The sequence below is a fragment of the Gammaproteobacteria bacterium genome, assembly GCA_041395725.1.
Classification (GTDB): Bacteria; Pseudomonadota; Gammaproteobacteria; order Pseudomonadales; family Pseudohongiellaceae; genus NORP240.
Map to the genome: position 1 here is coordinate 616,770 of JAWKZW010000001.1, position 13,000 is coordinate 629,769.

Sequence of the window (13,000 nt, forward strand, 5' to 3'; positions counted from 1 at the left end):
GCGATTCAGGCGGTCCAGAGATCGATGTTCTCCAGCGCCGCCTGGGGAACCGGCTTACTGTTGGCGATATCGGCGAACTGCAGGTGGCCACCGGGTCGAAGTACTCGCAGGATTTCCTGAAAGACCCGAAGCTTGTCGTTACACAGGTTTATGACACCATTACTGATGACTACGTCGGCCCAGCCGTCTTCGACCGGCATCTCTTCAAGTAAGCCTTTGCGAAATACTACGTTGTCAAAACCAATTTCAACCTTGGTCGCCGAGGCTTTTTCAAGCATTTCATCGGTCATATCAACACCGATGACCTGACCGTCTGTGCCTACCATGCTGGCAGCCACGAAGGCATCAAAGCCTGCTCCGGATCCGGCATCAACGACTTTTTCCCCTGGCTCGAGCCGGCGAGTGGAAAAGGGATTGGCTACCCCGGCGAAGGATTCAACTGCCGACTCCGGCAACTTATCAATTCCGTAATCATCATAGCCAAGCCGACTGGCAAGGTATCTTCCGGTATGAAAGTGGAATTCAGCATCAGGGGTTAGAGCTACCTCGCGGTATTTACACCTGACCTGATCCCGCAGGGCTTCATCGTCCAGCAGTATTTTCTGAGACATGATTTACTCCTTGGTTAGGCAAGAACTTTACCACCACTTGCAAGGTATTCCATGCTGCGTGGGGCACCTGCTATTTCAACCCCTTCAATTAAATCGTCTGCGGTGATGTTCTTGGCTTTTGCACAGGCCGGGCAAAGCCAGATCTTACCGCCATTGGTAATAAACGCATCCAAAAGAACAGATGCTGGCTCATAACCATCGGCACTGACGTTATCCGCACCACCTTTTATGCAGAGTTCGGAGGCTGAAGATGTAGCAAATATAACAGCTTCGTTATTCTTGGATGCAGTAACCGCGAGAATCAGGGAAATTGTCGCCTTTTCCGGATCATTAGAGCCATGTTCGCAGTTTATCAGGAATTTTTGGGGCAAAGATGAAGTGGTTTCGATACTCATGAATTTGGTTTCCAGTGTGCAAACTTACAGTAAAATCAGTTGCCAGGAGGGTATGGTAGCCAATAAGCGGTTTTTAGCTTGAAATTACTCTGGAGAAACCCTGATGAATTCATGGATTTCCGGCAATACGCCCAATTTCAATAAAGAGTAGCGAGTTAAGGGGACAATGAGGTACTCGTTTAACAACTTCTTGCTTGATTCGGTCAAGTTTGAATTGCTTAAAGATGGCAAACCAGTGAAATCGGAACCCCAGGTTATTGAGCTGCTCACCTTTCTGGTCGAAAACAATGGCCGTTTGCTGAGTAAAGACGAGATTAATCAACGCATCTGGAAGGGAAGAGTGGTTACGGACTCGGCACTTAGCAGTCGCATTAAGGCGTTGAGACAGCTGTTAGGTGACAGCGGTAAAGCCCAGCAGATTATACAGACTGTTCATCGCAAGGGTTTTCGATTCATCGCGCAAGTTTCGTCAAATTCGGAGCCAGCCGGTTCTGTGGCCGGGGAGGCTGATCCAGCGGACTTCGGCCATACCAGGCCGATCATAGCCGTGCTTCCGTTTCTTAATCTGTCATCAGAACCAGAGCAGGAATATTTTTCCGACGGCATCAGTTCCGATGTAATTACTCAACTTGGCAAGCATCGCTGGTTAAGGGTCATTGCAAGAAACACCACGTTCGGATTCAAGGGTAAATCGATCGATACAAGAGAAATTGGCAAAGAGCTGAAGGCTGATTACCTGATTGATGGCAGTGTAAGGCGCACAGGAAATCGTCTGAGAGTAGATGTCAGCCTGATCGATGCGCAAACAGGTCACCAAGTCTGGACGGAAAATTACGATCGTGATGTTGACGATATTTTCGAAGTACAGGATGAAATTACCAAGACCATTACGGCGAGACTGGAACCGGAAATCGGCTATGCGGAACGCCATAAAGTATTCATTGCCAGACCGGCGAACCTGCAGGCATGGGACTGCTACCAGCTTGGTATTTACCATTTTTATGAATTTACCAGTGAAGGAAATCAGCAAGCACAGACATTATTAAGAGAAGCGCAAGAACTGGATGAAAATTTTGGTGAGGCCTATGCCTGGTGGGCATATGCTGTTGTGCTGGGTATGATTTACTGGGAAACGGACTATTCGCCGGATTTGCTAGACGACGCGTTACGAGCATGTGTTAAAGCGCTTTCTATCGATCGACAGAACGCCAGCTTCCATGCCTTGAAAGCGCGCGTCCACTTGGCACGATGTGAGTATAACCAGGCAATCGATGAGAATCAGCGTGCCATCAATATGAATGCCACCTTTGCAGCGGCACATTGTGGCCTGGGTGATTCACTCGCCTACGAGGGACGCTATGACGAAGCCATTGGCTGTTTTGACACAGCAATAGCCCTCAGCCCTAACGATCCTCAGCTCTGGGCTTTCTACAGTTACGGTGCTCTGGCTTCGATCTTCAAGCGGGATTTTGAAAAAGCCCTGCGCTGGGCTGAACTCGCCTCTACCATACCCAACTGCCAATACTGGGCGACTGCCCACCAGGCTGTTTCATTGGCGCTTCTTGAGCGAACTGACGAAGCCTGCAAGCGGGCAAAAAGACTCGTTACTGAACGTCCAGGTTTCACCCGGAAGTTCGCCCGGCAAAAAATGTTTTACCTCAAGAAACCGGAACAGATCGAACTTTATTTAAGGGGTTTGGAGTTGGCTGGAGTGCCCGCAGACTAGTTTTCAGTATCCAGTCCATCAAACATCCTCTCAACTCGTTCAGCAAGAGGCCTGGCTGGGTGCCAGTACATGGTCCGCCCCAGCATGGAAATCCCCAGATAACCCCTAACTTTCAGCAATCCATCATCGGTCAGCTCCATGCGAGCGCGATAGTGACTGCCGCTGACGGGGTCGTACAGTCGCCCATCGACAAGCCTGCCATCGTCCTCGTTAAAATTCTCACCAATGACCAAGCCATCTAGCGGTCGCGATTGAAGGTGCGTATCTGGATTATTCAGATCCACCCTGCTAGCGCCAATGGGTGCACCTGCATCTGCCGTCGTAAAAATCGGATCCCGTACCGAAACGATCCGAATTCTGAATTCATCAGCATCCTCCACGGCATAGATCTCTAGCAGCGCTGAAGCGTCCGGCATTACCCAGTAGCCGCTGAAGGCAGGATTGATCTGTGTGCCTGCCTGAGCCTGGATTGTCATTTCAGAAAAGCCAGCGCATATAAAAAGCAGACCAAGTAGCACAGCAAGCCGAAATTGGTTAAGGCTCGTCGAATGTGCAGCTTTTGAATTAATATCAGTGCTGTTACCAGCGGTTATACGTTTAAACTCTTCTCGGTACTCTGGTAATTCTGTTCCCATTAGGCGATCCCACCAGGTGAAATACAAACCATAATTGCCGTTGAATTTCTGATGATGCAGGTCGTGATGGGTGACTGTAGTGAAAAGGTCGAGTTTTGAATCAATCCAGCCACGATGGTGAAATTCCACCCCAGAATGTCCCATGGCATTGCGCAGGATCATAATCGCCAGAAAAGTAAATAGGGCGATAGGATGAACCGGCAATACAAGTATTATAAGTGGTACGAAAATTGTCATCAGAAATGCCTCACCAACTGAGAAGCTGTAGGCCGCCCACACTGTAGGGGTTACGGACATGTGATGAGTACGGTGAAATCGCCGGTATAGAGACGGTAGATGTAACAATCGATGAATCCAGTAGAAATAGGTGTCATGAAAGATCAGCAGCATTGCAATCGAAAGCACTAAGTACCAAGTCCCATGGGCTTCACTATCCAGATACAGTTTGGTCCAACCCCGCTCTATAGCTTCCATGGTAAACAACGCGACAGTGGCGTAGACTGCAATAGTCTGCAAGGAATAGCGTAGTTCACGTTTCACATCTGTAGGCTTAGCGCGCCGCTGCTGGATACGTCGCCGTTCCGAGAACTTCCGGCAAAGACCAAACAATATCAGGGCGACACTACCCGTACCTATAAGGTATCGAGCCAGGTCAATAACATAGGCTTCGGTCCAGTTGCCAAGCAATTCGATACCAATGTCGGATAATTGCCAACCAATCTTCTGCTTCAGACTTTCCATCTCGTAGCTCCTCTCATTCAGTCGGGATGGAAACACTGTAGTTAGTTATGCGGCGGGCGGTCTTGTCGATTTTGAAAAACTCTGGGCGATTTCTGAGAGCCCTCGAGTTACCTAGCTCTCCGGGCTGTTTTTACTAGGTTTTGACTTCATTTGAGACGCGCGGAATTCCCGTGGAGTAGTTTCAAACCGGGCTCGAAACGCACGATTGAAGGGATTTATAGAAGCGAAGCCGACTTCCAATGCTATGGTCAATATAGGAAGCCGTTCCTGTTCCAAGTCGCTCAGGCGTCGTGCTGCTTCGTCCAGACGGAAATTGTTCAGGTAGGCATTGAAGTTTCGGTAGCCAAGATGTCGATTTATCAAGCGGCGAAGTCTGTGTTCCGGAACTTTGAGGCGGGTCGCCAGATCGCCTATCGTCAGGCCGTGGTCGTGATAGGCGCACTCCTTTTCCATGAGTCGCCGTAATTCGTCGAGCCAGCGTTTATCGCTATGACTAAGCTCGTCATTGTCGGCAACCGCGTCGGCGCCCAGGTTATCGGTAATTGCGGCGGAAACCTCTATTGCAGACCGGCTTTCGGGGGAGAGGAATTGGACCGGGGTGAGCAAAAAATAAAGGCTTGATGGGACAATCAAAATGGTCAGCAGTACCGAGTGGGTCAGCTCCAGCTGTATTGCCGGGAGTGCTCCCTGTAGAAACAACTCCACACTAACGACAACCAGCATATAAGCCAATGAAGTAAAGACCAGCAGCAGGCGTATTCTACGACGGGTTTCCACCAAGTCGTTGCGCCATTCCCGGACTATGGGCAGTAATGCCAGTGCCAAAAACAGAAATCTGAGGCTCGCTGCGAGGTAGAAAAGTAACGGATATAATGACGAGGGCGAATCGCGTTCGCCGAGCAGATAGGCTGCAATTGCAATCAACAGATAGAAGGCAATCAGGGCAGCTGCAAGTAAATCAATACTCTTTGTTTCCGCGATTGAATCATCAAACAACAACCGGCTAACCTGCCAGGCACTTGGGGGTACAGTGATGGCCAGCAGGACCGCTACCTGTTCCAAAACCGGCAGGTCCTCTGTTAGTGGGGTTAGCAAATAACCGACAAGTCCCAAGAAAAACATTAGCAGAGGAACGCTGATGTGCGTGCCTCGAAATTGGACTAGCAGGCGCAGGCTGCCCAGTAACAAACAGCCGATAGCGATGCCACGCACCAGAATTAGCACTGTCCACACTTTTGTCAATTCCTCTCAAGATTCTCGATCTGAGCACTATACCGGTACACCCACTCCTGTTAAAAGTCGCGGGAATCAAATTTCGGGAAGAATCATATGTCAGTTTGGAGTTGTCGTCGTTTCAAAATTCAATAGAGGAAGCTATTTGGTGTCGTGAACTGCGTGCTCGGTTGACCCACTAGTTGCATCCAACTTTGACCCGTCGATTATGCCGAAAACATGCAAAATCAATGGCCGAAGCAGGCTTAGTTATTTAATGCATAAGCCACCTAATGGGCCAACCGAGCACGCAATTCAACAGATGAGCGAACCAATGTTCAGAAAATAGATGGCCAAAGACAGCGCTGCATGGCACTGCTGCTCCCGTGTGTTGTTACGGGGCATAGTGCAAGTCTCATGAATGACGGACGATGAGAAATCTATTCGGTGATTGGGGTGGCTTTCCGATGGGGTGTATGGGCCGATGGATACATGGACTTCCTTATATGTACTGACCCATTCAAGCAGCAATCGATTTGGCCTTCTCTATCCGGGCACGCCGGCTGGGTGTATTCAATGCTTTCCAAAGTTCGTTGCGCTGCTGAAGATTCAACCAGAAATCCGGGGTATTGCCAAAGACCGTTGCCAGCATCAATGCGGTATCAGCGGTAATAGCTCTTCGATTGGTGCACAATTCATTGACGGTTCTACGACTGACACCCATGGCTTGTGCCAACTGCCCCTGGGTCAATTCGAAAGGCACAAGAAATTCCTCGGTAATCATCTCACCGACGCTGACTGGCTGCCGTTTAGTGATATTCATGTTCTGCCTCACCGATAATCATGGTTATCCAGATAAATCTCTTGGGCTTCGCCCCGTTCGCCTGACCAGGTAAACACCAGGCGCCATTGCTTATTGATGCGGATTGAGTGCTTACCCGACAAATTTCCTCTTAGCTTTTCAAAATGATTGCTCGGCGGAGACCGCAAATCGAGATCACTGGTCGCATCATCAACCAACTGTAATTTACGGAATAGCCTGTCTACGATCTCAGCAGGTATTTTCTTGCTGGATTTATCGTCCAGATAAAAATCACGCAACCACCGATCACGAAAACTTTGAATCAAAAGCCATCCCCCGCGCCGAGTAACAGTGTAACGTATATGGTTACTTTTTTCAAGCGTACCTGCGTGACCATTCAAGTGATGGCGTGATTTTAAGAGAGGACTCTGAGCGGGCAGGCGGCCCCGGTCCATCGTACAACATCAACCACGATGATCATTCCTGTAACAGGTGGTCTCGAACAACCGCCAGGTCGACGACTAAGCCTCGCAGAATTTTATCTATTGGCGCAGAGCCGGCGAATAATGGGTTCTCATTGGGGGCATGAAGCCATTGATCCCCGAGAGACTCATCAGGAAAGAGAACCTGTAACGCCCGGTAGATACCCAGAATATAACTGGCCCGCTCCAGACAGTCCCGAGTCAACTTTGCTTTCTCCGGCTGGCTTTTCCAGTTGTAGAGCGTCTTTTCATTGCTCAACCCCAGCAGCGTCATCTGCTGCTGGCCGGTCAGGCGCCAGAGAGAGAAGATGTTGAAGATCACAGGCAGCAGGGAACCTGGGTCAATGGAGTAGGGCTTTAACAGTTGGTCAAAGTTTGCTCTCATCGCCATTCATTTGCACTATAACAATACAGTGTCGACAGACTGCCATACTGTACTGTTACAGTCAATAAGTGCCGCGGATGATCTCCTGAACACCCTGCTAGCCTTTACGGATGAATTCCGTAATACTTGCTCTTTATACGGATATATTCCGTACAAAATTACCGGAGATGATCCATGCCCAAAATTTTACGTTATGAAATGCAGTGGGATGAAGAAACCTATGCGCTGGCAGAGCGCGCGGCGCGTGCGTCGGGCTTAACCAGTATCAAGGCCTATGTCACCCAGCTGGTGAAGCAACATGCACCTGAAGTATTGGAAGCCTACAGCAGTATTCAACTGACCAACGCGCAGTTCGACGCATTTTGCGAGGCTTGTGACAATCCACCTGCGCCAACAACCAGGCTTCGTAAGGCGGCACGAGCACTTGATCAAGAAGGCTTAGTGCTGAATGCCGATCGTTGAGTTTTTGCCACTGGATCCAAATACGATCAATGTCAAAGCATTTGATTGCGGCAAGGAAACCATCAACAGGTATCTTCGTCGCTATGCGGCGAAGAACATGGCGCTGAACCTGAACCGAACGTTTGTACTCACGTATACTGCCGAAGCCAGTTCAGAAAAACCTCAGGTAGCCGCGTACTACACGCTGGCCCATCAGACTTTGGTGCGTGAAGAGCTGCCAGACCCGTCCCGCCTGACGCACTACCCCGTTCCCGTTATTCTGTTGGCGCAACTCGGCATTGACCGACGATTCCATCGGCAAGGCCTGGGAGCAAAAACGCTGGTTTATGCGCTCAGGCATGCCTACCAGATTGCCAGCAACCCAAAGGGCGTACCCGCCACCGGCGTCGTTCTCGATGTACTCGACTATGGTGCACTGGCCTTCTACCAATCATTCGAATTCTTCTTACCATTGACCGACAGCCCGATGAAGCTGTTTGTGCCCATGGCCTCACTGGAGACACTGTAACCACCCTTCCCTGAGTCTGTCTCATCCGAAATCACAGATACTTTTTAAAGGTACTTGCTGTAATGGTGACCGCAAAGGCAAAGGCCAGAGCAAACGGCAGGATGATCCAGGAAGGATGAAGGCTGAATGGCAGCGCCAGGTAGAGTACCCAGGCCATGATGATCAACGGAATGGCGGCTTTCTTGGCGTAATGATAGACAAAGGAGCTCTCCCTGCCCCCACCCCAGCGCCGCAAATCCCGCTGCACCAGACCATCAACCAGCGCTACCAGGGTGAAAAGCCCAAATACCGGGGTGGCCAGGGCGAGAATGGCCAATCGCACTGCGAACACCTGGGTGATCTGCATGCCCGCCAGCACGTAGTCAGCCACAGGCTGATAAAGCCGGTGCAGCATGGGGCGCATACCGGACTCTTCGATAGCGGGGACCGGCGTGATCCACTGAATGAGATCGACAAGGCCGGTCCACTCGAAGGCGATGGTGTAGAAGCGCTCCGACAGATCACTGGCGAACTGCATGGGCTGCGCAGTCAACCAACTGCGATGAAAATCTGCGCCGAGGAACTGCAGCTCATTCACCAGCATCTGTCGGCTGTGCGCCACGCCCTGCTCTTCCCACCACAATGCCATACCGACCCATTCGATCAGAACCGAAAAGACCAGGGAGAGGATCAACCATTTCAGGCACTGGGCGAGGCCTGTCAGTACCCGGGAGATCGCACCGGGACGAGCGACGGTTCGGCGGGGATCGGTCGGTTCCGCCATGCTCAGGCTGAGTCACTCGATTCTGCAGTCTCTACCGTCGCCTCGGAGACCGCATGCCACCAATGCTCAGTCACCCGATACCAGTGATCATTGGTAATGTAGCTGCGCCGCATGGCCTTGGCCATCTCTTCAAAATCTCCCGGCATGTCGACATCTGCACGGTCATCCGGCAACGGAATACGAATTTTCCAGAGCTGGCCTCCTTCCAATAGTGCGAAGGCTTGCCCCTTGGGAAGCGTGACCATATCGGACGCGGTCAGCATCGGCACTTCCGAGACACTGATCCGATCCTCGTTGCGGGATTTGAAGTCGACGCCGGAACCGGGATCCGATGAATCATCGACACCGGAGACACTCATCAGGGTGAATACCTCCACACGGGGCAGCTGCTCGGTCAGCATCGCGGCTGTATCCAGCTCTTTTACGCGCAGCATCAGCATGGTATTGAAGTTGCCCGCCACTTGACCGGCCTTGGCTCGGCTGCCGATACGCGCTTCCACATCCGACCAGGTCTGGGTATAGGCCGTGACCTGAAAACCGGCTCCGCCGGCCTTGTTCAAAAGCGGCACGAACTCGTCCCCGATCAGCTCGTTAAACTCGTCCGCATGCAACGAGATAGTGGGGAGCGACTGTCGAGCGTTTGGTGGGATAGCTGTATCAGATCCTGGCGCCGCAACACCGTGCTTGTAGATCGTACCTGCAACGGACACCAGATCCGCGAACATGGAGTTGCCCACCGCACTGGCAACCGTGGTGTCGGTCAGTGCATCGAGCCCGACATAGACAATGCCCTTGCGCCGGACCACTTCCATCCATTCGAAGATCGGCCTCGTATCCTGCTCGTCCTGGTAATCCGGCGAGATCAACGCGGCAATGGTGCCGGTGGTCAGCTTTTCCATCAGAGGGCCGACGGAGCTGACGATCTTGTCGAAATAGGTTTTGTCGTATTTGAAGGCTGAAATCAAGCCATCCAGAACGGGGTCGTAAATGGCCCTTTCCTGCAACAAACGCATACAGGCGATGGCTTCCATCGACCGGCCACGCAGCGCATTGGGCAGGTTGCGCTCCTTGATGTCCGCGGCGCGCTCTTCCACCAGCGACGCCCAAGTGTCGATACCGGCCACCTCGGCGCAGTGGCCGGCATACTCCACAAACAGGGGTTCAATGTCGTTGATGTAGCGGCGAATCTGCTGATAGTCCGGGCGGCGCTTCAGGGCCACCAGTGCGCGCGCAATGATATTGACGAAGCGCCAGGCGAACTCCTTGAAGGCCGCGGAGTTCCCCTCGTTCGGTAACTGATTGGCAATGCGAGTCGCGACCTCAGTGATGCGCGAAAAGTTGCCAATGGCATTATAGCGCGCCGACAATTCGGGAAAGCCGAGATGGAATAGATAGAAATCGTCCAGACGGCCGGCGCGCTTGGCCTCGGCATAGATGCGGCGCAAAAGATCGGCATCGCCCTTGGGATCGAAGACGATGACGACATCGCCCCGGCGGATGTCCTGGGTGATCAACAGTTCGGCCAGGCGCGTCTTGCCGACGCGCGTGGTGCCCAGCACCAGGGTGTGTCCGACCCGTTCACCGAGATCCATCCACACGGGTTGTTCAATCGGCTCAACGGCGTGCAAGGCTGGCTTGCCGCCGACCGCGGGTAATGGCGCCAATGGGTTCCAGGGGGAACGGCTGCGCAAACCTTTGGCCACCAAAGAGAGTACAGGAATCGACTCCCAGGCCACTTCCTTCTGTCTGGCCCACTGATAGAGCCTGCCCGGTTGCACGTAACGCTGCACCTCGGGCTTCAGTGTATCGCGCAGCCGCTGCGTGTGTTGTTGGGTCCAGCGAAAGCCTTTACCTAAAAACAGCTTGTGCCGACTGACGGGAATCTGGTCAGCCCGCACGCGATAGGCCGGCAGGCGCTTCATGTGGTGTTGGTAGCGCAGTACACGCCAGGCCTGGCGGCCGCGCCACAAGCCAAACCCGAAGAAAGTCATACCGGTGGCCAACGCGATGCCCGGTGGCATCATCAACGCCCAGGGCGCAAACCAGGACAGTGTCCCCGCCGCCAATGCGGTGGCGGTGGACCACAGTTCGACGGGAGGCCGCAACAACGCCTCCATTGGATGCGTGCTCATTGCCGCAGTCCGTCAGGGGTAATCAATACCGGGTAACGATCGATGCCCAGGGCCACGGCCAGGTCATTCCCGGATCCCAGGGTAATGGATAAGCCTTGTGCCACTTTCGCAACCTGTTGCACATCGGCCTCGGTCTCCGCTTGTACCAGCATGCCCACGGCACCCAGTCGCTTAAGTGTTTCCCGGTGCGAGGCCAACCACTGCAACGACACCGCATCCGCCCCGATCAGAAAAAACGGCCGTGGATTGCCTTGTGACAGCCGCGCCAGCACCTCGGGATGCATGGCACTGCTAGTTATCTCGCCGACAGCCAGACCGGGTGAGCGCACTGGCAACAGATTGCGAAGGGCTGCCGGACCATAACTGGACGAAGGATTGAGGGTGGTGCTTTCGGCGGGACCAGACGATGGCGTCTGGTCCGCCAAGAGTGGCTCCAACAGTGGCGCCAGTGGCTGCGTTTGACCGCTGTCATAAAGGACCGTCAACTCGGCGAGAGCATTGGCACTCATGCTGAGCGAAAGTAACAATCCGAGTCCAAAGATCGGCAACACAGATCGACTACTGATCATCAAAGAGAGTCTCCTCTGTCACGACGACCCGTTGCGTCCAGCGTTCCTGTACGCGGCGGCCATAACGATTTGCGTGGGCTGGATCTTCGGGCACGTGATAGCAACAGTCGCTCATCAAAACCGCGACACTGGCAAGGGTGACAACTGCCCTTCCCGGCGCAGTATCAGTACCGGCAGATCCTGACCCAATTGGCCCGTTTGGCCAGCGACTTGATTGAGCGCGCCACCATCAATGTTCAGCGTCATCCTGTGGTCGCTGACCCACTGCGGATCGATCTGTTTTACTGTCGCCCAGTCACGTATGCGGGATTCCTCGCCGATCGACACATCGATCAGGTACAGATCGATGCCGGCGAATTGATTGATTTGGCTGACCAGCCGTTCCAACACGGCATCGCAATGCGGGCACTGTGTCCCGGTAAAGAACAGTACCCGGTCATCGGGCTGCCATGTCAGTTTTTCGGTTGCAGCTTGATTCGTTGCGGCTAGTGCCAGGGCATTGGCATCGATCAACAATCCGTTGGAGAACAGGCGCTGCTGGGCGTCGTCGTAGGCGCGTTGAAACGCCAGGATCCGTTCGGCGTCGTCACGCATCATGACGGCCCACTGTTCAGCGTAGCGACGGCGTTCATCGGTAGTGCGTGCATGAATACCTAAGGCTTCTATAGGCGACAACGTGGCCGGGCTCACACTGCCCCGAATCCCCTGCATCAGGAATTCATAACGCTGCCATTCGGTTATATCCAACCCCCATTGCTCTGCACGGGAAGTCTGAGATTCGATCTGTTGTGTAGAGGATAGCTCGACCTCCAATGTGTTCGAAGATTGCGAATTCGGTACCGGTCCGTTATCTGCGCTGACGGGCAATGAGATGCACAACCAGAATCCGATAGTTCCGATGCGCGATGTGCGCACACTGCGCTCAGTGGTCATCGCCATTGACCTCATTATCGACCGGCACGGTCAGATCGCGTTGAATGATGGCCCGATGCGTCAGGTCGCAAAGGTGGACTGGAGATTGAACCGTGACGCTTTGTTCACTGGTCGATTTCGCAGTATAGGCAGTATGCTGCTCTGGATCGTGTCGCTCGTTCTTGACGCCGACCAGCAATGCAGTGACCAACATAATAACCAGGAAAGCCGCTTCCATTAAAGTGCGCCTCCAGTCGATCGGGGATTCGATACATTGATGCAGCGTTCGAATGCGATGAGGCGATGCAAGGGATCCTGGACCAGGTGAAACGCCGGCCCTACTATCAGCCCTATCACCGCTTTGAGCGGCATGGGCTCGAAATAACGATGCGCGCTGGGCAGTGGCAGCTCGAGCATGGCGAGGGCTTCTTCCGACAGAACAGCCTCGTCAGCCAGGCGATAGCCGGAGTCATGCAGTAGCCAGCGCAAGGCCCCGCCCACCGTATTGATGTCGTGCGGAATGGTAATTGACTTAGTGACCGACAACAGGTCCTGTTGCCCGGCCGTTGGTCCGGCAGCGATGACGGAGTAGCGGCCAATCTGAATTTGTGCGCCGGTCGCTGAAGTGAGTTGCGGTTCCGCCCCTACCGATTGGCTCGCCATGG

At 53.2% G+C, this 13,000-nt stretch carries 16 protein-coding genes; 3 read left to right on the forward strand and 13 right to left on the reverse strand.

The features are described from left to right. Window positions 1–5: 5 nt before the first annotated feature. Entirely contained in the window at window positions 6–611 is a 606-nt protein-coding gene (locus tag R3F50_02705) for a methyltransferase domain-containing protein (GenBank protein MEZ5489209.1), read from the reverse strand. Window positions 612–625: 14 nt separating this feature from the next. Next, a complete protein-coding gene (locus tag R3F50_02710; protein MEZ5489210.1) occupies window positions 626–1,006 on the reverse strand; it encodes a DsrE family protein in 381 nt (126 codons plus the stop codon). 235 nt (window positions 1,007–1,241) lie between these two features. Here R3F50_02710 and R3F50_02715 point away from each other — a divergent pair, with 235 nt between their 5' ends. Then, window positions 1,242–2,732, forward strand: a complete 1,491-nt coding sequence (locus R3F50_02715) for a winged helix-turn-helix domain-containing protein (GenBank protein ID MEZ5489211.1) — start codon at window positions 1,242–1,244, stop codon at window positions 2,730–2,732. Here the strand turns inward: R3F50_02715 and R3F50_02720 are convergent. The 5 genes from R3F50_02720 to R3F50_02740 all read right to left on the reverse strand — a co-directional run bounded on the left by R3F50_02720 (window position 2,729) and on the right by R3F50_02740 (window position 6,995). Further along, the gene (locus tag R3F50_02720) at window positions 2,729–4,108 is read right to left on the reverse strand and encodes a sterol desaturase family protein (GenBank protein MEZ5489212.1); all 1,380 of its coding nucleotides are present in this window, start codon (window positions 4,106–4,108) and stop codon (window positions 2,729–2,731) included. The two genes, R3F50_02715 and R3F50_02720, sit on opposite strands and share 4 nt — an antisense overlap. A gap of 111 nt (window positions 4,109–4,219) precedes the next feature. Beyond that, the gene (locus tag R3F50_02725) at window positions 4,220–5,332 is read right to left on the reverse strand and encodes a helix-turn-helix domain-containing protein (GenBank protein MEZ5489213.1); all 1,113 of its coding nucleotides are present in this window, start codon (window positions 5,330–5,332) and stop codon (window positions 4,220–4,222) included. Window positions 5,333–5,840: 508 nt separating this feature from the next. After that, entirely contained in the window at window positions 5,841–6,143 is a 303-nt protein-coding gene (locus R3F50_02730; protein ID MEZ5489214.1) for a HigA family addiction module antitoxin, read from the reverse strand. Between the two features lie 8 nt (window positions 6,144–6,151). Then, complete coding sequence (locus R3F50_02735; GenBank protein ID MEZ5489215.1) at window positions 6,152–6,448, reverse strand: type II toxin-antitoxin system RelE/ParE family toxin; 297 nt, start codon at window positions 6,446–6,448, stop codon at window positions 6,152–6,154. Window positions 6,449–6,599: 151 nt separating this feature from the next. Further along, window positions 6,600–6,995 carry an antitoxin Xre-like helix-turn-helix domain-containing protein gene (locus R3F50_02740; GenBank protein ID MEZ5489216.1) on the reverse strand — a complete coding sequence of 132 codons (396 nt, stop codon included), beginning with the start codon at window positions 6,993–6,995 and terminating at the stop codon, window positions 6,600–6,602. A gap of 168 nt (window positions 6,996–7,163) precedes the next feature. Between R3F50_02740 and R3F50_02745 the strand changes: the two genes are divergently transcribed. Together R3F50_02745 and R3F50_02750 are read left to right on the forward strand one after the other, a co-directional pair. Next, on the forward strand, window positions 7,164–7,451 hold the full coding sequence (locus R3F50_02745) for a DUF1778 domain-containing protein (protein MEZ5489217.1): 288 nt from the start codon (window positions 7,164–7,166) through the stop codon (window positions 7,449–7,451). Beyond that, window positions 7,438–7,959: a GNAT family N-acetyltransferase gene (locus R3F50_02750; GenBank protein ID MEZ5489218.1), complete on the forward strand. Its 522-nt coding sequence runs from the start codon at window positions 7,438–7,440 to the stop codon at window positions 7,957–7,959. The genes R3F50_02745 and R3F50_02750 overlap by 14 nt, the downstream gene beginning before the upstream one ends. A 31-nt stretch (window positions 7,960–7,990) precedes the next feature. Here the strand turns inward: R3F50_02750 and R3F50_02755 are convergent, their stop codons facing one another. The 6 genes from R3F50_02755 to R3F50_02780 all read right to left on the reverse strand — a co-directional run bounded on the left by R3F50_02755 (window position 7,991) and on the right by R3F50_02780 (window position 12,998). Further along, a complete protein-coding gene (locus R3F50_02755) occupies window positions 7,991–8,722 on the reverse strand; it encodes a TIGR03747 family integrating conjugative element membrane protein (protein ID MEZ5489219.1) in 732 nt (243 codons plus the stop codon). 2 nt (window positions 8,723–8,724) lie between these two features. Continuing rightward, window positions 8,725–10,854: a type IV conjugative transfer system coupling protein TraD gene (gene traD / locus R3F50_02760; GenBank protein MEZ5489220.1), complete on the reverse strand. Its 2,130-nt coding sequence runs from the start codon at window positions 10,852–10,854 to the stop codon at window positions 8,725–8,727. After that, window positions 10,851–11,423 carry an integrating conjugative element protein gene (locus tag R3F50_02765; protein ID MEZ5489221.1) on the reverse strand — a complete coding sequence of 191 codons (573 nt, stop codon included), beginning with the start codon at window positions 11,421–11,423 and terminating at the stop codon, window positions 10,851–10,853. Before R3F50_02765 ends, traD begins: the two co-directional genes overlap by 4 nt. Window positions 11,424–11,537: 114 nt before the next feature. Next, a complete protein-coding gene (locus R3F50_02770; GenBank protein MEZ5489222.1) occupies window positions 11,538–12,362 on the reverse strand; it encodes a TIGR03759 family integrating conjugative element protein in 825 nt (274 codons plus the stop codon). Next, complete coding sequence (locus tag R3F50_02775) at window positions 12,346–12,573, reverse strand: hypothetical protein (GenBank protein MEZ5489223.1); 228 nt, start codon at window positions 12,571–12,573, stop codon at window positions 12,346–12,348. Before R3F50_02775 ends, R3F50_02770 begins: the two co-directional genes overlap by 17 nt. Further along, window positions 12,573–12,998, reverse strand: coding sequence for a pili assembly chaperone (locus R3F50_02780; GenBank protein MEZ5489224.1), 426 nt, complete (start codon window positions 12,996–12,998; stop codon window positions 12,573–12,575). Before R3F50_02780 ends, R3F50_02775 begins: the two co-directional genes overlap by 1 nt. Window positions 12,999–13,000: the final 2 nt, after the last annotated feature.